This window comes from Aeromicrobium duanguangcaii, assembly GCF_024508295.1.
In the GTDB taxonomy this organism is placed as follows: domain Bacteria; phylum Actinomycetota; class Actinomycetes; order Propionibacteriales; family Nocardioidaceae; genus Aeromicrobium; species Aeromicrobium duanguangcaii.
This window is the reverse complement of sequence record NZ_CP101990.1, coordinates 722,397-745,475: the sequence shown is the minus strand read 5'-3', so window position 1 is coordinate 745,475 and position 23,079 is coordinate 722,397. Positions and strand designations below refer to the sequence as shown.

At 69.6% G+C, this 23,079-nt stretch carries 23 protein-coding genes; 12 read left to right on the top strand and 11 right to left on the bottom strand.

The genetic code is table 11. The features are described from left to right. Window positions 1–20: 20 nt before the first annotated feature. The 4 genes from NP095_RS03745 to ychF form a co-directional block, all read right to left on the bottom strand. The gene (locus tag NP095_RS03745; RefSeq protein ID WP_232417307.1) at window positions 21–2,021 is read right to left on the bottom strand and encodes an AAA family ATPase; all 2,001 of its coding nucleotides are present in this window, start codon (window positions 2,019–2,021) and stop codon (window positions 21–23) included. A gap of 94 nt (window positions 2,022–2,115) precedes the next feature. Then, the gene (locus tag NP095_RS03740) at window positions 2,116–2,334 is read right to left on the bottom strand and encodes a hypothetical protein (RefSeq protein WP_232417308.1); all 219 of its coding nucleotides are present in this window, start codon (window positions 2,332–2,334) and stop codon (window positions 2,116–2,118) included. A gap of 674 nt (window positions 2,335–3,008) precedes the next feature. Further along, window positions 3,009–4,109 carry an Abi family protein gene (locus NP095_RS03735; RefSeq protein WP_232417309.1) on the bottom strand — a complete coding sequence of 367 codons (1,101 nt, stop codon included), beginning with the start codon at window positions 4,107–4,109 and terminating at the stop codon, window positions 3,009–3,011. 375 nt (window positions 4,110–4,484) lie between these two features. Beyond that, window positions 4,485–5,573: a redox-regulated ATPase YchF gene (gene ychF, locus NP095_RS03730; RefSeq protein WP_232417310.1), complete on the bottom strand. Its 1,089-nt coding sequence runs from the start codon at window positions 5,571–5,573 to the stop codon at window positions 4,485–4,487. A gap of 112 nt (window positions 5,574–5,685) precedes the next feature. On the opposite strand from ychF, the gene NP095_RS03725 reads away from it, so the two are divergent. The 3 genes from NP095_RS03725 to NP095_RS03715 are packed head-to-tail and all read left to right on the top strand — an operon-like array spanning window position 5,686 to window position 8,097. After that, the gene (locus tag NP095_RS03725; protein WP_232417311.1) at window positions 5,686–6,978 is read left to right on the top strand and encodes a lipase family protein; all 1,293 of its coding nucleotides are present in this window, start codon (window positions 5,686–5,688) and stop codon (window positions 6,976–6,978) included. A 37-nt stretch (window positions 6,979–7,015) separates the two neighbouring features. Further along, complete coding sequence (locus NP095_RS03720; protein WP_232417312.1) at window positions 7,016–7,774, top strand: methyltransferase; 759 nt, start codon at window positions 7,016–7,018, stop codon at window positions 7,772–7,774. Further along, window positions 7,771–8,097 carry an antibiotic biosynthesis monooxygenase family protein gene (locus tag NP095_RS03715; RefSeq protein ID WP_232417313.1) on the top strand — a complete coding sequence of 109 codons (327 nt, stop codon included), beginning with the start codon at window positions 7,771–7,773 and terminating at the stop codon, window positions 8,095–8,097. The genes NP095_RS03720 and NP095_RS03715 overlap by 4 nt, the downstream gene beginning before the upstream one ends. 7 nt (window positions 8,098–8,104) lie before the next feature. On the opposite strand, the gene NP095_RS03710 is transcribed toward NP095_RS03715, so the two are convergent. Continuing rightward, window positions 8,105–8,545 carry a YdeI/OmpD-associated family protein gene (locus tag NP095_RS03710; RefSeq protein ID WP_232417314.1) on the bottom strand — a complete coding sequence of 147 codons (441 nt, stop codon included), beginning with the start codon at window positions 8,543–8,545 and terminating at the stop codon, window positions 8,105–8,107. Between the two features lie 123 nt (window positions 8,546–8,668). Here NP095_RS03710 and NP095_RS03705 point away from each other — a divergent pair, with 123 nt between their 5' ends. Further along, window positions 8,669–9,745: a DNA recombination protein RmuC gene (locus NP095_RS03705; protein ID WP_232417315.1), complete on the top strand. Its 1,077-nt coding sequence runs from the start codon at window positions 8,669–8,671 to the stop codon at window positions 9,743–9,745. Window positions 9,746–9,747: 2 nt separating this feature from the next. Continuing rightward, entirely contained in the window at window positions 9,748–10,188 is a 441-nt protein-coding gene (locus tag NP095_RS03700; protein WP_232417316.1) for a DUF6542 domain-containing protein, read from the top strand. Between the two features lies 1 nt (window position 10,189). On the opposite strand, the gene NP095_RS03695 is transcribed toward NP095_RS03700, so the two are convergent. Then, on the bottom strand, window positions 10,190–10,573 hold the full coding sequence (locus tag NP095_RS03695; protein ID WP_232417317.1) for a hypothetical protein: 384 nt from the start codon (window positions 10,571–10,573) through the stop codon (window positions 10,190–10,192). A 142-nt stretch (window positions 10,574–10,715) separates the two neighbouring features. Between NP095_RS03695 and ggt the strand changes: the two genes are divergently transcribed. Continuing rightward, on the top strand, window positions 10,716–12,545 hold the full coding sequence (gene ggt, locus NP095_RS03690; protein WP_232417318.1) for a gamma-glutamyltransferase: 1,830 nt from the start codon (window positions 10,716–10,718) through the stop codon (window positions 12,543–12,545). Here the strand turns inward: ggt and NP095_RS03685 are convergent. Beyond that, window positions 12,523–13,512, bottom strand: a complete 990-nt coding sequence (locus NP095_RS03685) for a 4-hydroxy-3-methylbut-2-enyl diphosphate reductase (RefSeq protein ID WP_232417319.1) — start codon at window positions 13,510–13,512, stop codon at window positions 12,523–12,525. The two genes, ggt and NP095_RS03685, sit on opposite strands and share 23 nt — an antisense overlap. A gap of 67 nt (window positions 13,513–13,579) precedes the next feature. On the opposite strand from NP095_RS03685, the gene xseA reads away from it, so the two are divergent. Then, window positions 13,580–14,803 (top strand): exodeoxyribonuclease VII large subunit, encoded by a 1,224-nt coding sequence (xseA, locus tag NP095_RS03680; RefSeq protein WP_232417320.1) that lies wholly within the window; start codon window positions 13,580–13,582, stop codon window positions 14,801–14,803. Next, entirely contained in the window at window positions 14,796–15,026 is a 231-nt protein-coding gene (locus NP095_RS03675) for an exodeoxyribonuclease VII small subunit (protein ID WP_232417321.1), read from the top strand. Before xseA ends, NP095_RS03675 begins: the two co-directional genes overlap by 8 nt. On the opposite strand, the gene NP095_RS03670 is transcribed toward NP095_RS03675, so the two are convergent. Continuing rightward, window positions 14,993–15,526 carry a DUF4245 domain-containing protein gene (locus tag NP095_RS03670; protein WP_232417322.1) on the bottom strand — a complete coding sequence of 178 codons (534 nt, stop codon included), beginning with the start codon at window positions 15,524–15,526 and terminating at the stop codon, window positions 14,993–14,995. The genes NP095_RS03675 and NP095_RS03670 overlap by 34 nt on opposite strands. 76 nt (window positions 15,527–15,602) lie before the next feature. On the opposite strand from NP095_RS03670, the gene glpX reads away from it, so the two are divergent. The 3 genes from glpX (at window position 15,603) to NP095_RS03655 (ending at window position 19,002) form a co-directional block, all read left to right on the top strand. Beyond that, window positions 15,603–16,610, top strand: coding sequence for a class II fructose-bisphosphatase (gene glpX / locus NP095_RS03665; RefSeq protein ID WP_232417323.1), 1,008 nt, complete (start codon window positions 15,603–15,605; stop codon window positions 16,608–16,610). Between the two features lie 4 nt (window positions 16,611–16,614). Next, window positions 16,615–17,538 (top strand): alpha/beta fold hydrolase, encoded by a 924-nt coding sequence (locus NP095_RS03660; RefSeq protein WP_232417324.1) that lies wholly within the window; start codon window positions 16,615–16,617, stop codon window positions 17,536–17,538. A 66-nt stretch (window positions 17,539–17,604) separates the two neighbouring features. Next, window positions 17,605–19,002, top strand: a complete 1,398-nt coding sequence (locus NP095_RS03655) for a class II fumarate hydratase (RefSeq protein ID WP_232417325.1) — start codon at window positions 17,605–17,607, stop codon at window positions 19,000–19,002. Between the two features lie 57 nt (window positions 19,003–19,059). Here NP095_RS03655 and NP095_RS03650 read toward each other — a convergent pair whose 3' ends face one another. Further along, window positions 19,060–20,370 (bottom strand): DUF2079 domain-containing protein, encoded by a 1,311-nt coding sequence (locus tag NP095_RS03650; RefSeq protein ID WP_232417326.1) that lies wholly within the window; start codon window positions 20,368–20,370, stop codon window positions 19,060–19,062. A gap of 110 nt (window positions 20,371–20,480) precedes the next feature. Here NP095_RS03650 and NP095_RS03645 point away from each other — a divergent pair, with 110 nt between their 5' ends. Continuing rightward, the gene (locus NP095_RS03645; RefSeq protein ID WP_232417327.1) at window positions 20,481–21,905 is read left to right on the top strand and encodes a CotH kinase family protein; all 1,425 of its coding nucleotides are present in this window, start codon (window positions 20,481–20,483) and stop codon (window positions 21,903–21,905) included. Window positions 21,906–21,912: 7 nt separating this feature from the next. On the opposite strand, the gene NP095_RS03640 is transcribed toward NP095_RS03645, so the two are convergent. Both NP095_RS03640 and ndk read right to left on the bottom strand, forming a co-directional pair. After that, a complete protein-coding gene (locus tag NP095_RS03640; RefSeq protein WP_232417328.1) occupies window positions 21,913–22,653 on the bottom strand; it encodes a 3-keto-5-aminohexanoate cleavage protein in 741 nt (246 codons plus the stop codon). Between the two features lie 4 nt (window positions 22,654–22,657). Next, window positions 22,658–23,065 (bottom strand): nucleoside-diphosphate kinase, encoded by a 408-nt coding sequence (gene ndk, locus NP095_RS03635; RefSeq protein WP_232417329.1) that lies wholly within the window; start codon window positions 23,063–23,065, stop codon window positions 22,658–22,660. Between the last annotated feature and the right edge of the window lie 14 nt (window positions 23,066–23,079).

The window sequence follows — 23,079 nt, the reverse complement described above, 5'->3', positions numbered from 1 at the left end:
ATCTACCGCAACCTGCGCAGTTAGGCGAGGGCCCTATTTGTCGCCTTCACGAGCGAGGACCACGCCTTGTGCTCTTCCTCGGTGAGCCCGTCGGCGCCGTTGTCGGCCAGCCAGCGGGTGAACCTGCGCGCTAACTTCCACTTCGACACACCCACATGGTCGGCGACGAGGATCTCCATGACCGGACGGGACGACTGGCCAGCGATGTTGTCCACGCTGTCCCAGCCGAGTGCGTCACGTGCCACCACGCCGAGAGTGGTGCGGAATAGGTCCTCGATCTCCGCGCGCTGCACGCCGGCGACGTGGTCTCCGGTACGGAGGATGCGCTTGTCGGTTAACAGTTGCCACAGCGCCTCCTGCTCAGCAGCCCGGTCGCCCGCGGCGTCGGAGTCCAGCAAGGCCGCGACCTTAAGGTTTTGGCTGGTGAGGATGGTGCTGTAGTAGACGACCTTGCTAGCGCTTCCCGCCGGCACGATAGCGATGCCCTCATCGAGCGCGTCCTTACCCTCGGCGGCGAAGGCGGCGTTGAGCGCCTCGACATAGAGCAGGTCGGTCACGCCCTCGACGACAAGGTTGCGCTGGTGGGTGAACATGCTCTGTGCGAGGTCGTAGCCCAGCGCTGCCTGCAACGGGTAGATCGACTTGGGGTCATCGACCGCGAGGCGGGTGTTGACCTTGGTGCCCTCGCGTCGGTCGGCCATCTCAACAATGCGCACTGAGTCCAGCTCGTCAGCGCCGACCATAAAAGGCGAGTGAGTGGTGTAGATGACCTGGTTGCCCTCGGCTAGCCGGGACACGGTCTTGCGGAACTCCTGTTGCTTGAGCGCATGCAAGCTCAGGCCGGGCTCGTCGAGGAGGAGCACCGCATCCTTGAGGTTGTCAGCGGCCTGAGCGTGGAAGACGACGAAAAAGGACACGAGCCAGCGAAACCCCTCGCTGCGCTGGTCAAGTTCGACGGGATGGCCAAGTTCGTCCTCGACAAGAGTCTGGAGGTATTGGCCGTCGACTTCCAAGCGCAGCGTGAGGGTCTCGTCGTTCCAGACGCGCCGGATCTCCTGCGTCAGACGAGCTCCGGCGGCATACAGGGCCTTCTTGCGTTCGGCGACTCGACGCTCGTGGGCGGCGAGATCGGCCGCGTACTGCTTCTGCATGTTGGCGTCGTTCTCGAAGTTGTGGCCCTTTTCGGGCGCCTTTGAGTCCATTTCGGAAAGTTCCTTGGCCGTGAAGCCGAGGAACTTCAGGAGTTGAAGGTTGCCGAAGTCATAGGCCAGGTCGAGTTCACCCGATGCCTCGCGCTCGGCGAGGCGGTTGAGGTGGATGCGCGGCCGCACGGCGAAGTATGAGGAGAAGTACACAAACGGGGGCATCCGGTCGAGGAGATGCTGGCCGACCTTTTCGAGGGCGGCGCTCCTCTTTTGCAGCGCGTTGAGCGTGTCCCAGTGCCCCTCGGCGGCAGATCCGTCGGCGAACAACGGGAGCGCCGCGTCGAGGAGGTCCTTGAGCTCCGAGGCGGCGTCGCCCTGAAGAGGCTCGACCTCGCTGTGGGCCTCGAACCACTCGCCCCACTTGGCGCCGACCTTCTTGGCGTCGCCGTCGCTCTGCTGCTTCATGGCGGTTGCGAGTCGGAGGATGGCCTTCTCAGTGTCGCCGACGGTCGGGTACGCGGGCAGTCCTAGCACGCGGTATGTGCGCCGGTTGTCGAGCCACGACTTCATCTCCAACCGGATCCGGTCGGAGCCCTCGGGGAGGTTTAGGCCAGCGAGGTCATTCTCTTCGGGGACCATGGTGACGGTTGCGACGGGCAGGTTTCCCTGCTTGAGGTTGCCGCGACGGATGTCGTCGACCAGTGCGGCAGGTGCGTCGTAGAGCCAGTCAATCTTAGTGGCGTCCTCGGCCGGACTGGCCTGCTGGATGCCGCGCAGGATGGCGGTCTTCCCGGCCTCGTTAATGCCAACGAGGATGGTCTTGTCGGGCTCGATCTCGAAGGTGCCGCTGTCGATGATGGAGCGATAGTTGCGCACGTGTGCGGACTCGATCCTCACTGTGTTCCCCTGTGTCTTTCTCGCGAGGTGGCTGCTGACGGCCGTGGATGGAACTGACTTGAACGCCTCGGAGCTACTCGGGCTGCTCGGTGCGCAGGCGTCCGTCGACCATGACGACTCGCATCCCGTCACTGATCGCCTGTGCGACGTTGGTGAGTTCGGGGTCGGTGATGCTGGCACCGTCGTTACCTGCAGCCCACCGCTCGGCCAGGACGGGCTTGATGATCTCCAACGGCTGCCCGGCGTACTCGGCGTGCAGACCATCGAGGATCGGTTGGAAGCGTTCAGTCATGGCCTTAACGGCCATGTCTGCTATCGCCTTCTCGGCGCCGGGGTTCATCTTGAACTTCACAAGTGCTTCCTCTCGACTATCTGCTGCCGGTAAGCAAGTCGACTGTTGGTGCTGACTCTCGGAGGGTAGAACGCAGCACCGACAGAACACTGCGGACCAGCACAGAGGGTCGGCCTTGAAAACGCGCCGTACTTACGGCCCCGGAAAGCTCGGGAATGGCGCCGCGTACGGGGACGACCTACGGCGCCTGCCGGACCCGCGGACAGCAGGTGGCTAGCGGGAGGGTTACCACCGGCAGGGCGGGCTCCGAGCTGTTCGGGCATGCGGGCTCCCCAAGACCAAAGGCGTGGGGAAGGAGCGCCGGCGCTCGCCACGCGGATGCGTAACTGCTTCTAGAGCACCACGCCCGAACGGTGTTTCGCGGGAAGACACGCCGATCGCCGGATCCCTGACTGTTGAGTCTTGCGGCACCGTCGTCCTCTGAGATGGCTTGGGTCCGGTTACGCCAAGCTGACCCGCGCCGGGTCCGCTGGCGAGAGCGCTTTCCTCGGGTGGCAAAGGATGTGCAGGGATCCTGGCATCCTTAGCCCCGTTCGGCGATCGCCCGGACCAGTAGCGATAAGAGCGCGTCATGCAGCCGCGAAGTACATTCCCGTCCGTTCAAACCCTTGACGTCAAGGTAAGGCCAAGTCGGCAGTGTCCCTAGCAGTCAGCAGTTCGGACATCGCGTGGTAACGCTGCCCCTTCGCGAAGGCACTTCCCCGGCCGCGACGACTGTGAGTAATCGCAGCCGGAAGCGATTGGGTTTCCGAATCGCGGGGCCCTGAAAGAACAAAGACTTGGTAGACGCTGTCGCCCCACACCCGTGGTTTCTTCGTTTTGGTCGTCGATATGGCACCCGCAACGATCTTGTCGAACGGGTCGCCAGTCTTGGCCAAGCGCGAAGCGTTCTGTTTACTCCAATCGATCGCGTCGAACCAATGAAGAATCTTCGGAACCACCGGTTTCACCTCTTGGTCCGCGTAGAACGCAAGATGATCTACAACCCGTACAGAGCGGCCCGCCGGAAACACGTAGACGTTCTGCTTGAGGTTCGCGTAAAGTTCCCACGCCTCGGAGGCAGGGACAAGGATCACGTTGCGGGGCGGTTTGATCGGTCGCACCTGGGAGACTGCATTCACTTGCTCGAGCGAACTCATCCACCGACCGGCATCCGGATCGATCCAACCCGCAAGCCGAATGATCTTCTGTACCTCCCCCCGCACGTCCAGTTCGACGAGGCTGCCATGGTGGGCGATGCGATTCCGAAGGCGGTTGAGCGATTCGAGGTAGGCCAGGATCACAGGTCGATCTGCTCGTGAGTGGCGGAAGACGAACTTCAGTGAGTGCCGCCAAAGCTCCTCGTAGTCGTTCTCAAACATCGACTTCCAAAAACCGAATGTGAGACCGGAATAGACGCGCCCTGCCGTTGGTATCTTGCCGAGCTGAGTAAGGCGCCGTTCGACCTCGATAACTTGCTTCGCTCCTTGAACCCATGGCGTGCCCGGTGGCAGCAAGGGAGTTGGACCGTCGAGTTCGAGCTGGCGAACGATCGCGTTTCGCAACAGGACCTCGAAGTGGTGAATCATCTCGAACAGAGCAGAGGAGGCACGCGCGTTCCACTCGTAAAGACGACTCGCGAGCTCCTCATCTCCGCCGGCCGCCTTCTCGTACTCGGCGAAGCGCTGCGGGGACACCCAGTCGGGATGGATGCGAACGGGGGCACTCGAAGTCATGAGAGATGGTAACCTTGCACCACTGCCCCAGGTCGGCCTCTATCGGCATCTTCGGATTGCGCGAAAAGCCCCTGGGGCCTAGTTCTTTCCGGGCGCGCAATGTCCTCGCTTGCGGGAATTCGCACCCATCGCTCGTCGCACGCTGTCGATTCCGCGCTGCGAATCTCGAGAAGCCTGGATGGGCAAAGAGGCGCGTTATTCCGCGTGTGCCGCGCCGCGTTCCGCCGCGTGCCGATCCTCCGGACCGGCGGCATCGGCCGCCCCCTCGAAACCCGCGTTTAAAGCGCGCAGAGGCACGTTGTGACTGAAATTCTTGCGGACTATGTGCGGACTGGAGAGCCCTGACTCCCCTCTGACCTGCGCAAACGCGCCGATTCAGACGTTGAAGCGGAACTCCACCACGTCGCCGTCGGCCATGACGTAGTCCTTGCCCTCCATGCGGACCTTGCCGGCGGCCTTGGCCTCGTTCATCGAGCCGGCGGCGACCAGGTCGTCGAACGACACGATCTCGGCCTTGATGAAGCCCTTCTGGAAGTCGGTGTGGATGACACCGGCGGCCTCGGGGGCGGTGGCGCCCTTCTTGATCGTCCAGGCGCGCGACTCCTTCGGACCCGCCGTCAGGTAGGTCTGCAGGCCGAGGGTCGAGAAGCCGACGCGGGCCAGCTGGTCGAGGCCGGGCTCCTCGATGCCCAGCTCGGCGAGCATCTCGGCGCGCATCTGCTCGGCCTCCTCGTCGTCGCCCAGCTCGACCAGCTCGGCCTCGCTCTTGGCGTCGAGGAAGACGGCCTCGGCGGGGGCGACGATCTCGCGCATCTTGGCCTTGAGGTCCTCGTCGGACAGCTCGTCGATGTCGCAGTTGAAGACATAGAGGAAGCGCTTGGCGGTCAGCAGGTGCAGGTCGCGCAGCAGCTCGAGGTCGAGTCCGGCGTTGCGCACGCCGGTGCCGGCCTCGAGGGCCTCCTTGGCCTTCTTTGCCTCCTCGAACTGGGCCGCGAGGGACTTGTCCTTGCGCGACTCCTTGTCGAGTCGCGGCAGCGCCTTCTCGACGGTCTGCAGGTCGGCCAGGATCAGCTCGATCGAGATGGTCTCGATGTCGCTCGCGGGGTTCACATCGCCGTCGACGTGCGTGACGTCCTCGTCGCGGAACACGCGGGTGACCTGGCAGATCGCGTCGGAGTCACGGATGTGGGACAGGAACTTGTTGCCCATGCCCTCGCCCTCGGACGCACCGCGGACGATGCCGGCGATGTCCACGAACTCGACGGTGGCGGGCAGGATCCGCTCGGAGCCGAAGATCTCGGCCAGCTTCTCCAGCCGCGGATCGGGCACACCGACCACGCCGACGTTCGGCTCGATCGTCGCGAACGGGTAGTTCGCGGCGAGCACGTCGTTCTTGGTCAGGGCGTTGAACAGGGTCGACTTGCCGGCATTGGGAAGTCCGACGATTCCGATGGTGAGGGCCACGAGGAACCAGCCTACTGCCGAGAACCGAAGGGACCGCTGGGGCCATATCTCGCAGGTGTAACTCCGTGATACATTTCGCGTGATCCACCTCACACTCACCCTGGGAGTCGCCATGTTGCGTACCGTCAAGACCTTCGCCGTGGCGGCTGCCGCGGCCCTCGCGCTAGGGCTGGCCAGCGCCCCCTCGGCCACCGCCGCCCCGTCCGAGGGCTTCTACGATCCGCCCGCCGATCTGCCCGCAGGCAACGGCACCCTCGTGCGCAGCGAGCCGATGAAGCTCGCGCTCACCCTCAAGGGCCTCTACATGCCGGGCACCGCGACCCGCCTGCTCTACACCTCCACCGACGAGGCCGGCGCCCCCGCCGCCGTCACCGGCGCCTACATCGAGCCGACGAAGAAGTGGACCGGCAAGGGCCCCCGCCCGCTCGTCGCCGTCGCCGCCGGCACCCAGGGCCAGGGCGACGCGTGCGCCCCGTCGAAGTCCCTCGAGACCTTCATCAACATCCAGGGCAACGAGCTGGGCATCGGCTACGAGATCCCGAGCATCCACGACTTCCTGAACCGCGGCATGGCCGTCGTCCTGACCGACTACATCGGCCTGGGCACCACCGATCGCGTCCACACCTACACGAACCGCCTCGACATGGGCCACGCCCTGCTCGATGCCGCCCGCGCCGCGCTGAAGCTGCCGAACACGTCGGTCACCGCCGCGTCGCCGGTCGGCCTGTACGGCTACTCCCAGGGTGGCGGCGCCGCCGGCTCGGCCGCCGAGCTGGCCCCGACCTACGCCCCCGAGCTGAACCTCAAGGGCGCCTTCGCGGGCGCTCCCCCGGCCAACCTCGTCGAGGTGCTCAAGTCGGCCGACGGCACCGACCTGACGGGTGTCATCGCCTACGCGATCAACGGCATCACGCCGTACCACCCCGAGCTGCAGGGCGCCCTCGACGAGCTGGCCACCCCCGCCGGCAAGGAGGCGCTCGAGAAGGTCAAGACGCAGTGCATCGGCAGCACGCTGCTGTCCTACGGCTTCCAGAAGACCTCGAAGTGGACCACCACCGGCAAGTCGCTCTACGACACGGTCAAGAACGACCCGGCCCTGCGCGCCCCCGTCGACGCCCAGCGCATCGGCACGCTCAAGCCGTCGATCCCCGTCCAGGTCCTCACCGGCACCAAGGACGACATCGTCGACCACGCCCAGGCCAAGCAGCTGGCCAAGGACTGGTGCGCCCAGGGCGTCAACGTCACCTACGTCCCGGTCGTCCAGCCGATCGGCACCGCCGGCACGGCACTCAACCACCTCACCCCGATGCTCACCCGACTCGTCCCGAGCCACGACTGGCTCGCCGATCGACTGGCGGGCAAGTCCGTCCGCTCGAACTGCAGCTCGCTGTGGCTCCTGCCCTGACGGACGCACGATGATCGAGCCGGGCGATGATCTGGTCGTGGAACACGACCCGATCGTCGCCCGGCTTCGTGCTGCCGGCTGCGTGTTCGCCGAGGCCGAGGCGGCGTTCATCCGGCGCCACCTCCAGGACACCGGCGACATCGAGCGTGCCGTCGAGTCCCGGACCGAGGGCATGCCCCTGGAGCACGCCGTCGGAGTCGCCGAGTTCGCCGGCCTGACCGTCGCCGTCGCCGACGGCGTCTTCGTGCCCCGCCTTCGCGCGGAGGCCATCGCCTCCGCCGCCGCCGCTCACCGCCCGGACGCCCGCGTGGTCGTCGACCTCGGGTGCGGTTGCGGCGCCCTCGCGGCGGCCCTCGCCTCCCGGTTGCCCGGCACCGAGGTCCACGCTGTCGACATCGACCCCGCCTCGGTCGTGGTGGCGCGAGCCAACGGCCGCCGCTTCGGGTTCACGGCTCACCACGGGTCCTGGTGGGACGCGCTGCCCACGGCGCTGCGGGGCCGGGTCGACCTCGCCGTCGGCTACCTGCCCCACGTCCCCACCGACCGCGTCGAGCGGATCCATCCGGACTTCCGCTCCCACGAGCCGCGGCACACCGTCGACGGCGGACCCACCGGCCTCGACCAGGTCCGGGCCGTCGCCGCGCCGATGGGCGACTGGCTCAGCCCCGAGGGAGTCTTCGTCACCCTGCTGTCGACCGAACAGGCGGCGGCGGTTCCCGGACGTGTCCTGAGCGCCGACGACGAGGACGCGGTGATGGTCCTCGACGGGGCCGCGGTGGGACACTGGGGACTGTGACTGTCATCAAGATCAACGCCATCACCGTGCCCAAGGAGGCCGGCGACGAGCTGGCCCACCGCTTCGCCAAGCGCGCCGGAGCCGTCGACGGACAGGAGGGCTTCGAGGGCTTCGAGCTGCTCAAGCCCACCGACGAGCGCGAGCAGTGGCTCGTCGTCACCCGCTGGCGCGACGAGGAGTCGTTCCAGGCGTGGCTCAACTCCCCCGCCTTCGGCCACGGCCACCGCTCCGAGTCCGAGCGCTCCGGCGGCGAGGCCCCGAAGCCGGTCTCCAGCCACAGCGAGCTGTGGAACTACGAGGTCGCGGACCTCGCGCAGGACTGATCCGGACTCACGACCCGCGCAAGGCGTCGAGGACCTTCTGGACCCGACGCTCGCGCGTGTCGTCCTGCTTCGCCTCGGCCACCGAGCGCGCGTGCTCCTTGCGCCGCGAGGGCGCCAGCGCGTCGAATGCCTGCCGCAGGCCCGCTGCGGCGAGAGCCTCGCTCAGCGCCTCGGGGACCTCGACCTCGCGCGGCGCCTCGTCGAGCTCGATCCGCACGTCCACCTCGTCGCCGATCTGCACGCCCAGCGCCTCACGCTGGGCCTTGCTGAGGCCGATGAGGTTCTCGTCCCCCATCCGGGCCAGCCGCGCCGGCTGCGAGAGCTCGCCGATCGTGACCCGCACGGGGAACGTCCGGCCCGCCCCGAAGGCCTCGACCTGATCGTCGGTGAGGATCACGGCCGCCGCGGGGCCGCGCGGCTCCAACGTCGTCGTGATCGCGAGCGTCATCTTCGCCATGGTGCCTCCCGGGTGCGTCGGTTCCTCGATGGTTCCGCGCCATGCGACGCCCTGTCCACCGTCCGGGCGCCCTGATGCTCCGGAACTGTCGGTGCATCCCGCCACCATGGCCGCATGGCCACCTTCCCCAGCCTGACCGTGCTCTTCGCCCTGCTGCTCGTCGCAGCCCTGGCCGGCGTCCTCGGCTACGTCCTGGGCGCCCGTGAGCGTCCCGCGTCGGCCCACGACGTCGACGTCGCCAGTGCCGCCACCTCGCGGGCGGTCCAGCCCGTGCGCGAGAGCCTCGACCGCTTCGACTCCCGGCTGCGCGACCTCGAGGCCAGCCGGATCGAGTGGCACGCCCAGCTGCGCGAGCAGGTCGAGTCCGTCCGGGTCACCGGTGAGGCCCTGCGCCGCGAGACCGCGTCCCTGTCCACCGCGTTGCGCCGGCCCGAGGTCCGCGGCCGCTGGGGCGAGCTGCACCTGCGTCGCACCGCCGAGCTCGCCGGCATGGTCGAGCACTGCGACTTCGACCTCCAGGTCGCCACCGACGGCGGTCGCCTGCGCCCCGACATGGTCGTGCGCCTCGTGGGCGACCGGCACATCGTCGTCGACTCGAAGGTCCCGCTGGACGCCTTCCTCGACGCCACCGCCACGGACGAGCCCGAGGCACGCGAGGCCCACCTCGACCGTCACGCACGCCAGCTGCGCAACCACGTCGACCAGCTGGCGGCGAAGTCCTACTGGCGCCAGTTCGAGTCCGCGCCGCAGTTCGTCGTCCTGTTCGTGCCGGGCGAGTCGTTCCTGTCGGCCGCGCTCGAGGCCGACCAGGACCTGCTGGAGCACGCCGCCGAGCGACAGGTCGTCCTCGCGTCGCCCACGACCCTCGTCGCCCTGCTGCGCACGGTCGCCCTGGCCTGGACCCAGGAGTCCGTCGCCGAGAACGCCCGCGAGATCCACCGCGCGGCCCGCGAGCTGTACGAGCGACTCGGCACCGTGGCCGGGCACGTCGACAAGCTCGGGTCCTCGCTCGAGCGAGCCGTCCGCTCCTACAACGACACCGTCGCCTCGGTCGAGTCGCGGCTGCTGGTCAGCGCGCGACGGCTGCACGATCTGAAGGTCGACGACGAGCCGCCGTTCCATCCGCGTGTGATCGAGGCGACACCCCGCGTCATGACAGCGCCCGAGCTGCTCGATGAACTAAGTTCGTGACCATGAGTTCGCCGGCAGCCGGCGCTGTCATCGCCTTGGCCAGGACCCCGGCCGCGGCCGCCAGGTACGACCTGACGCCGCGAGCCGCAGTGGTGTGCTCCGTCCTGGGACTCGCTGCGGTCACCGGACTCGACCTGCTGGACGGCCGACTCGGCCCGGCCTTCTCGGTCGCCTTCGTGCTCGTGGTCGTCAGTGCGGCCACCGCCGTGCAGGAGCGCGGGTTCTTCACCGTGGGCATCCTGCCGCCGGTCCTGCTGGTCGGTGCTCTGCTCGTCGTGGCCCTGCTGGCGCCTGACGCCATCGTCATCACCGGACTGCCCGAGGGGACGGGCGTCTTCGGCCGCACGCTCTCGGCCACGATCGCCCACGGCGTCCCCCTGCTGATCGGTCACGCCGTGGCGATCGCCGTGATCGTCGGCCGGATCCTCACCCTCCGGCGCTGACCTACTCCGCCGCCGGAACGAACCGGCGACCAGCCCAGCCAGCGAGCAGGGACGTCGCAACGAACATCGCGATCACGACCGCGCCCGTGGGTAGGAGGCTCCCCGGCCTGCCGTCCTTGCCCAGCAGCACGAGCACGGCGACGACGACCGCAGCCGATGCGGCGCCCGGGACCCAGCGGTCCGTCCGCCCATGGCGGGCGTGCACCAGGGCGCTGAAGATGATCGGCAGCCCGGCGGCGAGCCCCGGGAAGAGCAACACGAGGAACATCAGGCCCGCGTCGACGTCGTCCCCGGGCTCGATGAGCACCGGGTAGTAGAGCACGAGCGCCACGGCGAGCACCGCCGACATCACGGTGGTGAAGAGCAGGTTCCGGTGACCGCCCATGGCGTGCCTCCATCGTCGATCCGGGGTTCCGGGGAGAGGCACACGCTAACGGAGTCCGGCACGGCCGGCCGCCCATCGCCTGGTTGCCGACCCGCCCGGCGCGCCCTACCGTGGCAGAACGTCGATCTCCGGGGGGAAATCCATGCTGATCCGCCGTTCCGTCGCCGCCCTGTCGGCCCTGACCCTGGCCGCCGGTGCGGTGGCCCTGCAGTCGCCCGCCGAGGCCCGCGGCGCGAAACCGAAGCCCGTCGCCCAGGCCACGCCGACCTCGTACGGCTACGGAGGCGCGGTCAGCTCCGTCGACGCGGACGCCAGTCGTGCCGGGCTCGCGGTCCTCAAGGCCGGCGGCAACGCGGCCGACGCTGCCGTGGCCACCGCCGCGGCCCTCGGTGTCACCGAGCCCTACAGCGCCGGAGTCGGCGGCGGCGGATACTTCGTCTTCCGCGACGGCCGCACCGGCAAGGTCACCACGATCGACGGCCGCGAGACCGCGCCTGCGGGCATCAAGCCCGACTCCTTCATCAACCCGGCCACCGGTCAGCCGTACCGGTTCACGCCCGAGCTGGTCACCTCCGGCGTCTCGGTCGGCGTCCCCGGCACCGTCGCCACCTGGAGCGAGGCGACGCGTCGCTTCGGCAAGCGCTCCCTGGCCCGCAACATGGTGCCCGCGATCGCGCTGGCCGCCCAGGGCTTCACGGTGGACCAGACCTTCCGCAACCAGACCCTCGACAACGCCCAGCGCTTCGCGGCGTTCCCCGAGACCTCGCGACTCTTCCTGCCGAACGGCGACGCCCCGCAGGTCGGCTCGCGCTTCCGCAACCCCGACCTCGCCCGTACCTACGCCCTGATCGCGGCCAAGGGGCCGAAGGCCTTCTACACCGGCCGCCTGGCCGACGAGATCGCGCAGACGGTCCAGAACCCGCCGAAGGATCCGGCAACGACGCTGCCCGTGCCGCCCGGCTCGATGACGACCCGGGACCTGCGGAACTACTCGGTGCGACTGCAGAAGCCCACCCACGTCCGCTATCGCGGACTCGACGTCTACGGCATGGCACCCGGCTCGTCCGGCGGCACCACCGTGGGCGAGGCACTCAACATCCTCGAGAACCACCGCCTCGGCGGCGGAGCCCGCCTCGGCCAGAGCCTGCACCTGTTCCTCGAGGCGTCCGCTCGCGCGTTCGCCGACCGCAACGCCTACGTCGGCGACCCGGCATTCGTCGACGTCCCGACCCAGACCCTGCTGAGCCAGCGGTTCGCGAACTCGCGCGACTGCACGATCGATCCGGCGCAGGCGTCCATCCGCCCCGTCGCGCCCGGCGCCCTCGACGGCGCCGGCTGTGCGACCGCGGCGAAGGCGGAGAAGCCGGACACCGAGAACGTGTCCACCACGCACCTGTCGGTCGTCGACCGCTGGGGCAACGCCGTGGCCTACACGCTCACGATCGAGCAGACCGGCGGCTCGGGCATCACGGTGCCGGGGCGCGGCTTCCTGCTCAACAACGAGCTGACCGACTTCACCGCCGTGTACGACCCGGCCGACCCGAACCGCATCGAGCCGGGCAAGCGCCCGCGCTCGTCGATGTCGCCGACGATCGTCACCGAGAAGGGCAAGGTCCGCCTCGTCCTGGGCTCGCCCGGCGGCGCCACCATCATCACGACGGTGCTGCAGATCCTCATCAACCGGATCGATCTGGGGATGACGCTGCCCCAGGCCGTGGCCGCACCGCGCGCCTCACAGCGCAACGCCGCGAACACGCCCGCGGAGCCGGCCTTCATCGAGCGCTACCAGTCCATCCTGGCGCCGTTCGGCCAGACGCTCGTGCCCTCGGGCGACACGTTCACGTCGGCGGCCGAGATCGGCGCCGCGGCCACCATCGAGGTGGACCGGCGCGGACTCATGACGGCCGCGGCCGAGCCGCAGCGTCGTGGCGGCGGCACCGGCCTGGTGGTCAGGCCTGTGAAGCGGCCTTGATGTCGCGGCGCAGCTCGGGCGGCAGGGCGAAGATGAGCGTCTCGTCCGCCGTCCGGATCGCCTTGGCGTCGCCGATGCCGCGCTCGGCGAGGTAGCCGAGCACGTCCTGGACGAGGTCGTCGGGCACGGAGGCGCCCGACGTCACGCCGACGGTCTTGACGCCGTCGAGCCACGCCTCGTCGATCTCGCTGATGTCGTCGATGCGGTACGACGCCTTGGCTCCCGCCTCGAGGGCGACCTCGACGAGGCGGACCGAGTTCGACGAGTTCGCCGAGCCCACGACGATCACCAGGTCGGCGTCCTTCGCGATCTCCTTGACCGCCACCTGGCGGTTCTGGGTGGCGTAGCAGATGTCGTCGCTGGGCGGATCCTCCAGCTGCGGGAACTTCTCGCGCAGGCGGCGGACCGTCTCCATCGTCTCGTCGACGCTCAGCGTGGTCTGGCTCAGCCAGCTCAACCGGGTGCCCTCGGGGAACTCCAGCGCGGCCACGTCGTCGGGACGCTCGACCAGGGTGATGTGCTCGGGCGCCTCACCGGCGGTGCCCTCGACCTCCTCGTGACCGGCGTGGCCGATCAGCAGGATCCGGTAGTCCTCCTGGGCGAAGCGGCGCGCCTCGTGGTGCACCTTCGTCACCAGGGGGCAGGTCGCGTCGATCGTCTTGAGGCTGCGCTCGGCGGCCTCGGCGTGCACGGCCGGGGAGACGCCGTGGGCGCTGAAGACGACGGTCGAGCCCACCGGCACCTCGTCGAGCTCCTCGACGAAGATCGCGCCGCGGGCGGCCAGATCGTTGACGACGTGCTTGTTGTGGACGATCTGCTTGCGCACGTAGACGGGAGCCCCATACAGGTCGAGCGCCTTCTCGACGGTGATGACCGCGCGGTCGACTCCGGCGCAGTACCCTCGGGGGTCGGCCAGGAGGACCTGGCCCGAGATTGCGGGCATGCCAAGTTCGACCTGTGTGGACATGGCCCCAGCGTACCGATCGGGCCGAGGCCCGGGCACACCCTCGCAACAGACTCATAGGGTGGATCCCATGGCCCTCGAGACGAGCGCGGAATCCCCCGCCCCGCTGCGCAGCATCTCGCTGGCGTTGCAGGGGTGGATCGGCAAGCTCGGCGCGGTGTGGGTCGAGGCCGAGGTGGTCCAGCCCAAGCTGAGCGGCAACACCTACTACCTGACGCTGCGCGACCTGGCCGCCACCATGAGCATCAGCGCGATCGCCTTCCGCGCCGTGGTGGAGTCCAGCGCCAGCCCCATCACCGACGGCACACGCGTCATCGTCCACGCCAAGCCCGAGTTCTACTCCCCCAACGGCCGGCTCTCGCTGAAGCTGCTCGAGATCCGGCCCACCGGTGAGGGCGAGCTGCTGGCCCAGCTCGAGCGCCGGCGCCAGCTGCTGGCCGCCGAGGGCCTGTTCGAGGCGCGCTGGAAGCGTCCGCTGCCGATCCTGCCGACCGCGATCGGCCTGGTCACCGGCAAGGGCTCGGCGGCCGAGCGCGACGTGCTCGAGAACATCCGCGACCGCTGGCCCGGGGCCACCATCGAGGTGCGCCACGCGCTGATGCAGGGATCGCAGTCCGCCACCGCGGTGATCGCCGCCCTGCGCGAGCTGGACGCCGCCGCCCATGTCGAGGTGATCGTGATCGCGCGCGGCGGTGGCGCCCTCGAGGACCTGCTGCCGTTCTCGGACGAGGCCCTCGTGCGCGCCGTGTACGCCGCCACCACGCCGGTGGTCAGCGCGATCGGCCACGAGCCGGACGTGCCGCTGCTCGATCTCGTCGCCGACCTGCGCGCCTCCACCCCCACGGACGCCGCCAAGCGCGTCGTGCCGCACGTCGGCGACGAGCTGGCCGGACTCACCGCCGCCCGCGAGCGGGCCCGGCAGGCCGTCGCGGCCCAGGTCCACCGCGAGCTGGCCGGCCTCGCCGCGCTGCGCAGCCGCCCGGTCCTGCGCTCGCCGTCGGCGTTCGTCGACGGGCAGCAGGACCTCGTCCTGGCCCAGCGCGAGCGCGCCCGCCGCGCCCTGGGCTCCCGGCTCGACCGCGCCCACGACGAGGTCGGCCACCACCTGGCCCGCGTCCGCGCGCTCTCGCCCCTGGCCACGATGCACCGCGGGTACGCGGTGGCGCTCGACCCGGCCGGGCACGCCGTGACGTCCATCGAGCCGCTCGCCACCGGCGACGAGCTCGTCCTCCACCTGACCGACGGACGGGCCACCGTCCGCGTCACCGAACTGCAGGAGCACCCGCATGAGTGAGCCGACCGCGCCGGACCCGTCCGAGCTGACCTACGAGCAGGCCCGCGACGAGCTGGTCACGATCGTGCAGCGCCTCGAGACCGGCGGCACCACTCTCGAGGAGTCGCTGGCGCTGTGGGAGCGCGGCGAGGCGCTCGCCGAGGCCTGCCAGCGTTGGCTCGACGGCGCGCGCGCCCGGCTGGACGGCGCTCAGGACGAGAAGGGCTCCAGGGACGCCACGTAGTCCTCGATCACGGACTGGCCGGCGTTCCCGGTGACCACGACGGCGTCGCCGCGCACGATCCGCGAGAGGGTCACGGCGCCCTTGGGTCCGGTGCTGACCTGCCAGGGCTGGCCGTCGATCCGCACGTCGCCCTTCGGCTTCGCCCCGGGGGCACGGTCCTCGACCAGGGCGCGCAGCGCCTTGGAGTCCCCGCGGCGCTGGCTCAGGCCGATGTAGTCGTCCTCGTCGGTGATGACGTTCAGCTGCCACCGGTCGTCGATCAGCTCGGCGCGTGTGACGCGCCACCGGTCGGGCACCTCGGAGGGCACCAGCGGCACGAATCCCGCCCGGGTCTCGACTCCGGAGGCGGCGGTGCGCCAGTCGACCTCGGAGGTGGGGTTGTCGGGCGTCACCGTCAGCAACCGGCCGAAGAAAAACAGGCCGATGACGACCGCACCGAGCACGAGCACCGAGCGCAGCACATCGCCCATCGCGGGAACGCCCCGGGAGTAGCCGCTCATCGTGCTCCTGTCGTGAGGATTGAGACCGTCTGGTCGCATCAGCCAGCCTAACCGTCGCTGCCAGTAGGATGACCGCGTGGACCACCTGAAGCCCGCCGAGGCCGCCCCTGACCGCAACCTCGCCCTGGACCTCGTCCGCGTGACCGAAGCCGGGGCCATGGCCGCCGGCCGCTGGGTCGGACGAGGCGACAAGAACGGTGCCGATGGCGTCGCGGTGAACGCGATGCGCTCGATGATCAACACCGTCGCGATGAACGGCGTGGTCGTGATCGGCGAGGGCGAGAAGGACGACGCCCCGATGCTCTACAACGGCGAGAACGTCGGCGACGGCACCGGACCGGAGTGCGACGTCGCCGTCGACCCGATCGACGGCACGACGCTGACCGCCAAGAGCCTGCCCAACGCGATCTCCGTCATGGCGGTCGCGCCGCGCGGCTCGATGTACGACCCCTCCGCGGTCTACTACATGGAGAAGCTCATCACCGGCCCCGAGGCCGCCGACAAGGTCGACATCCGGCTGCCCGCAGCCGAGAACATCTCGATCGTCGCGAAGGCCAAGGGCCTCGACATCGAGGACGTCACGGTGTGCGTGCTCGACCGCCCGCGTCACGACGCCCTGGTCAACGAGATCCGGCAGACCGGCGCCCGCATCAAGTTCATCCAGGACGGCGACGTGGCCGGCGGCATCACGGCCGCCCGCCCCGGCTCCGGCGTCGACCTGTTGCTGGGCATCGGCGGCACCCCCGAGGGCATCATCACCGCCGTCGCCATGAAGTGCCTCGGCGGCGTCATCCAGGCCCGCCTCACGCCCGTCGACGACGACGAGCGTCAGCGCGCCATCGACGCCGGCCACGACCTCGACCGGATCCTGCACACCGAGGACCTCGTCACCGGGGACGACTGCTTCTTCGTCGCCACCGGCATCACGACGGGCAACCTCATGCGCGGCGTCCGCTACGGCGCCGGCAGCGCCACGACGGAGTCGATCGTCATGCGCTCGCGCTCGGGCACGATCCGCACGATCCGCAGCGAGCACCAGCTGCACAAGCTCGCGGCGTTCTCCACCATCGACTACGAGCACTGATCCGATGGACGCCGGGCAGGCACGCGAGGAGGACATCGTCGTCTCCGGCGAGCTCTTCGCGCACCTGCCCAGCGGCCTGGACCTGTGCCACCAGACGTTCGGTGACCCGCGCGACGAGTCCGTCCTGCTGATCATGGGCCTGGGCGGCCCGATGACGTGGTGGTCCGAGGAGTTCTGTCGCCTGCTGGCCGGGCGCGGGTTCCACGTCATCCGCTACGACAACCGCGACACGGGCCGGTCGACGAAGCTGCGGCACCACCGGGTGTCGCGCACCGACGTCGTCAAGGCGTTCCTGGGCCGCGGCACGGCGCCCTACGGGATCGACGACCTGGCCGACGACGCCGTGGGTCTGCTGGACCAGCTGGGCATCGACGCCGCCCACGTCGTCGGCGTGTCGATGGGCGGGATGATCGCCCAGACGATGGCCGTGGAGCATCCGTCCCGGGTGCGCTCCCTGACCTCGATCATGTCCACGACCGGCCGGCGCACGGTCGGCTGGATCCATCCCCTCGTGATGCGCACGATGCTGGCCCCGGCCGGTCGCACCCGCCCGGAGTTCGCCGAGAACTCGGTCCGCAACGGCAAGGTCATGGCCTCGCCGGCCTTCCCGACCGACGACGACGTCGCGTACGCCCGTGCCCTCGAGACCTACGACCGGGGCTGGATCGCCAGCGGCGTCTCACGTCACATGCTGGCGGTCCTGACCCAGAGCGACCGCACCGAGCGGCTCCGCGCGGTCGCCGTCCCCACGCAGGTGATCCACGGGTCGAGGGATCTGCTGGTGCACCGGTCCGGCGGCCGTGCCACCGCCGCCGCCATCTCGGGAGCCGCCCTGCTCGAGATCGCCGGGATGGGCCACGACCTCCCGCGGCAGCTGTACGGCACGTTCGTCGACGCGATCGTTGCGAACGCCCAGCGCGCTCGCTGACCTCCGCGCCCTCAGCGCCGCGACCCGAAAAGGGCGATCCGGGCCGCGCCCACTAGGGTGCGAAGCATGACCGAGAACAACAAGGAATGGCGCATCGAGCGCGACACGATGGGCGAGGTCAAGGTCCCCGCCGACGCCCACTACCGGGCCCAGACCCAGCGCGCCGTCGAGAACTTCCCGATCTCCGGCACGCCGATCGAGTCGGCGCAGATCCGCGCGCTGGCGCAGATCAAGGCGGCCTGTGCCACGGCGAACGCCGAGCTGGGCATCCTCGACCAGGCCATGGCCGACGCGATCGTCGCCGCCGCCGACGAGGTCGCCTCCGGTCGTCACGACGACCACTTCCCCATCGACGTGTTCCAGACGGGCTCCGGCACGTCGAGCAACATGAACACCAACGAGGTCATCGCGACCCTCGCCACCAAGAACTCGGGCATCGAGGTCCACCCGAACGACCACGTCAACGCCTCGCAGTCCAGCAACGACGTGTTCCCGACCTCGATCCACGTCGCCGCCACCGACTCGGCCCTCAACACGCTGATCCCGGCCCTGGACCACCTCGCGAAGAGCCTCGAGGCCAAGGGCGCCGAGTTCGCCGACGTCGTGAAGTCCGGCCGCACCCACCTGATGGACGCCACGCCCGTCACCCTGGGCCAGGAGTTCAACGGCTACGCGGCGCAGATCCGCCGCGGCATCGAGCGCGTCGAGGCGTCGCTCCCCCGCACGGCCGAGGTCCCCCTCGGCGGCACCGCCGTCGGCACGGGCATCAACACGCCGAAGGGCTTCCCGCAGCGCGTCATCGAGATCCTCGCCGAGCGCACGGGCCTGCCGCTGACCGAGGCGCGCGACCACTTCGAGGCGCAGGGCGCCCGCGACGGCCTGGTCGAGATGTCGGGCCAGCTGCGCACCATCGCCGTCAGCCTGGTCAAGATCAACAACGACCTGCGCTGGATGGGCTCGGGCCCCCGCACCGGCCTGGGCGAGATCCACCTGCCCGACCTGCAGCCCGGCTCGAGCATCATGCCCGGCAAGGTCAACCCGGTCCTGCCCGAGGCGACGCTCATGGTGTGCGCCCAGGTCATCGGCAACGACGCCGCGATCGCCTTCGCCGGCGCCTCCGGCTCGTTCGAGCTCAACGTCATGCTGCCGGTCATCGGCCGCAACATCCTCGAGTCGATGCGCCTGCTGGCGAGCGCCTCGACGACGCTGGCCGACCGCTGCGTCGACGGCATCACCGCCGACGTCGACCGCTGCCGCGAGCTGGCCGAGTCGAGCCCGTCCGTCGTGACGCCGCTCAACCGCTACATCGGGTACGAGAACGCCGCCGCGATCGCGAAGAAGTCCGTCAAGGAGCGCAAGACGATCCGCCAGGTCGTCATCGAGGAGGGCTACGTCGAGCGTGGCGACATCAGCGAGGCCGACCTCGACCGGGCACTCGACGTCATGAGCATGACGCACCCCTGACGAGAACCCACCCGACGCCGCTCGCTCCCTGCCGGGAGCGGGCGGCGTCGTGCTGTGTCAGTCGTCGGTGCGCTCGGCGACCACGTAGTCGTCGCGGTCGAAGATGACCTCGTACGTCGCACCGTGCTCGGCGCCGTGCTGGATCGGGTCCGTCTGGGTCAGCCGGCGGTCGAAGATGATGTAGTCCGGCACCACGTCGCCGATCGTGCCGATCCAGTAGACGTCGTCGTGACTGCCGGTGAGGTACTTCAGCACCGAGATGTCGGTCTCGACCGTGACGTCCTCGGGGATCGTGTCGATCGCCTCCTGCAGCGCCTCGCGCCGCGGCGATGCGTCCCACGTCTCGGGCTCGAGCAGCTTCACGACCGGACCGCCGGCCAGCAGGTAGCCGCCGACCGCAGCACCGAGCACGACGCCGGGCCACTCGAGCCAGCGCCGCTTCCCGATCGCGTCGATCATCGCCACGAACACGATCGGCATGATGACGATCGAGTAGTGCCACTCGGTGCCCCAGTAGTACTCGACGTCGCCGAGGAAGCGCCACAGGAACGTGGGCGCCGCGACGACGGCCCACGGCGACCACAGGGCCGCGAAGCCCGTGACGCCGAAGGTCAGCAGCAGCGTGAGCAGCTTGCGGTCGGCCTGGGTGGTCAGGGTCTCCCACATCCCCACGTCGCCGCCGAGGTTGCTGGTGTAGTCGTACCCGCCACCGGTGTTGAAGGCCGGGATGATCACCCAGACCACGAGCACGAGGGCGATCGCCCCGCCCACCGCCAGCAGCAGGCCCCGGCGCCGCTCGCCGGCCAGCCACAGCGCGACGCCGACCGCGGCGACGGTGACGCCCATGTCCTCCTTGACCAGCAGCAGCGGCAGCGACCACCACACGACCGCGGACCAGCGCTGCTCGACGAACGCGACGCCGGCCATCGCCAGGATGGGCACCGCGAACGCGACCTCGTGGAAGTCGGCGACCACGGCGTTGCCGAAGCCGAAGGCCAGCCCGTACATCAGCGCGATCGTCCAGCCGACCCGGACGCCGAGACGGTCCACGGCCAGTCGGGTGATCGGCACGACGGACAGCGCGATCAGCGCCGCCTGGGCGACCAGCAGGGTCTGCCCGTACGGGAACACCCAGTAGGCCGGGGCCAGCAGGGCGTCGATCGGCGAGAAGTGGTCGCCCAGGATGTTGTACCCGGGCCCCTTCACCGGCACGATCGGCGCCTCGAACCGCGAGTAGGCCTTCACGGCCTGCTCGAAGATCGCGTTGTCCCACGAGTTCACGGTCAGCCGTCGCCACGACAACAGGGAGACCAGGCTGTAGAGCACCCCGACGATCAGGGCCCAAGCCCATGGCATCCATCGCTTCACGCTGGACACCGTACCGGTCGGTAAACCGCAGTTGCGGCTCGTCGGCGGTCCATCTCGCCGAGAGTGCGGTTCCCGCAGTGGACGGGCATCGCCCCACGTAAGGTTCGACCATGAGCCGGACACGCATGATCGGGGTGGCCGTGGCCGCTCTGCTGGCCCTGGCCCTGCTCGCACTGCTGGTCGCGGTGAACGTCGAGGAGGCGCCGAAGAGCGACGCCCGCCCCAGCGCCGCCTCGGGCTCCGAGCCCCAGCCGGCCGTGAAGGTCGACGGCGTCGCGACCGTCCGCCTGAAGGTGCCCGTCGACGACCTCGCGGAGGAGCCCGCCGCTCCCTGCCGCGAGCTCATCACGAGCACCGCGGACCCGACCTCGGTCGAGATGACCGTCCGCGGCCCCTCCGATCCGAAGCAGGAGGTGGACGCGGAGGTCGCCGTCGCGCCGACGGCCAACCCGTGGCTCGGACTGAAGCGTCCGTACACCGTCGAGCTGGCCGAGCCGGCCTCGATCCTGGGCCTTCCCGCCTCCCGCGACTGGGTGCTGCTGGACCACTTCTCCGACCGGTCGCTGCTGCGCACCGCCAGCGCGATGGAGATCGCCCGGCGTCTCGGCTTCGACTGGGTGCCGCGCCTCGTCCCGGCCTGGCTGGAGGTCAACGGCACGCCGTGCGGCCTGTACTCGTTCGGCGAGGCCCCGACGGTGCAGGACGGCCGCGCCGAGCTGGAGGACGACGACATCGCGCTGCTGGCGGACAGCCGCGACCTCGACCATCCGCGCTTCCGGACCGATCGCGGCCTGCAGCTGTACCTGCCGCAGAACGAGTCGAGCGACGCCTCCGACGCCGCCGTGCGGTTCCAGCAGGTCGAGGACCTGCTCTACGCCCGCGACTTCCCGAAGAACGGCTACCGCGACCGCATCGACGTCGACTCCTTCGTTGACTGGTACCTGCTGAACGAGCTCACCAAGAACATCGGCAGCCCCTTCAAGGACGACGTCCACCTGGTCCTGCGCGGCGACGACACGCTCGCGATGGGGCCGCCGTGGGCCTTCGACGCGTCCCAGGGCAACCGGTCGAACGGCTCGTGGCGCCTCGAGCATCCGAAGGGCTGGTGGCTGCAGCGGTCCTGGTACGGCATCAGCGACGACCCGACGTGGCGCGAGGCCTTCTCCCCCACCCAGCTGTGGAACCAGCGCCAGGGGCACTACCTCAACGTCCTGATGTCCGATCCGTGGTTCGCCGCTCGCGTCGCCGACCGCTGGGCCGAGGTCTCGGAGAGCCTGGCCACGATGGGCGACTTCGTCGACGACCGCGCCGCCGTCATCGCCGACGACGCCGCCGACAACTTCAGCTCGCCGGACGTCGACGGGCCGGGCCTGCAGGTGACGGCCAGCGAGTTCGACAACGACCCGGCGAGCCACGTCTACGCGAACGACGATCCGGCGGTCCAGCCGCGCGAGGGCTGGCAGAACGAGGTCGATCTGCTCCGCCGGTGGCTCGAGCGCCGCGTCGGATGGCTCGACGGCGAGTTCCTGGACTGACGACCGCTCAGGTCAGTCGGTCGACCAGCTCGCGCGCCGCAGCCACCAGCGCCGCGTTGTCCGCCGCCGGCGAGCCGTCCGGCAGCAGCAGGGTGTCCTCGAAGCCGATGCGGGTCTCGAGGCCCAGGACCAGGGCATGACGCAGCGCGGGCCAGGCCGAGGAGCCCTCGCCGTGCAGCAGGATCGGCACGTCCACCGAGACCTTGCGCACCAGCGCGATCATCTCGTCCGCCAGCGCGACGACCTGCGCGTCGTCGAGCCGGTCCGGCAGCTCGAGCAGGACCCGGCTGACCGAGTCGCGCACCGGCGAGCTCGCCCAGGCGCGCACGTCGTCCAGCGTCCACAGTCCGGCCTCGACGCCGACGCCGCGCTCGAACAGCGCCTCGACGATCGCGACCGACCCCGGCTCGTGCCAGTTGACCGACGCGACGTCCGGGAGCATGCTCCAGGCCGAGACCGCCTCGAGGCGGGCCGCCGGGTCCGGCAGGGCCCACGCGCCGGTGGTGACCCCGATCGGGAGCGCGGGAACCGCGACGCGCACCGCCGTGATGGCCGCGTCGACGGTGTCGGGATCGAGGGTGTCGAGTCCGTCGTCGCCCTTGACGTGCAGGTGCACGGCGTCGGCGCCGGCCGCCACGACCGCGGCGACGTCCTGGGCGATCCGCGCCGACGTCACCGGCAGGGCCGGGTGCGCCGCGGGCGGGAGCGCGCCGTTGATGCAGGCCTGGATCAGGATCGGCCCGCCCACGACGTCAGGCCTCCGGGAACCAGAGCGCGATCTCGCGCGCGGCGGACTCCTCGGAGTCGGAGGCATGGACGAGGTTCTCGCGGTTCGACAGCGAGAAGTCACCGCGGATCGTTCCGGGCGCGGCCTTGCGGCCGTCGGTGGCGCCGTTGATCCCGCGCACGACCTCGATCGCCTGGTCGCCCTCGAGCACCATCGCCACGAGCGGGCCGGAGGTCGCGAACTCGCGCAGCGGCGGGTACCAGGGCTGCTCGACGTGGTCCGCGTAGTGGGCGTCGGCCATGTCGCCGTCGATTGTGCGCAACTGCATCGAGACGATGCGCAGACCCTTGCTCTCGTACCTCGCGGTCACTGCCCCCACCAAGCCGCGAGCCACAGCATCGGGTTTGATGAGAACTAGCGTGCGCTGTGTCATGAGGCCAATCTATC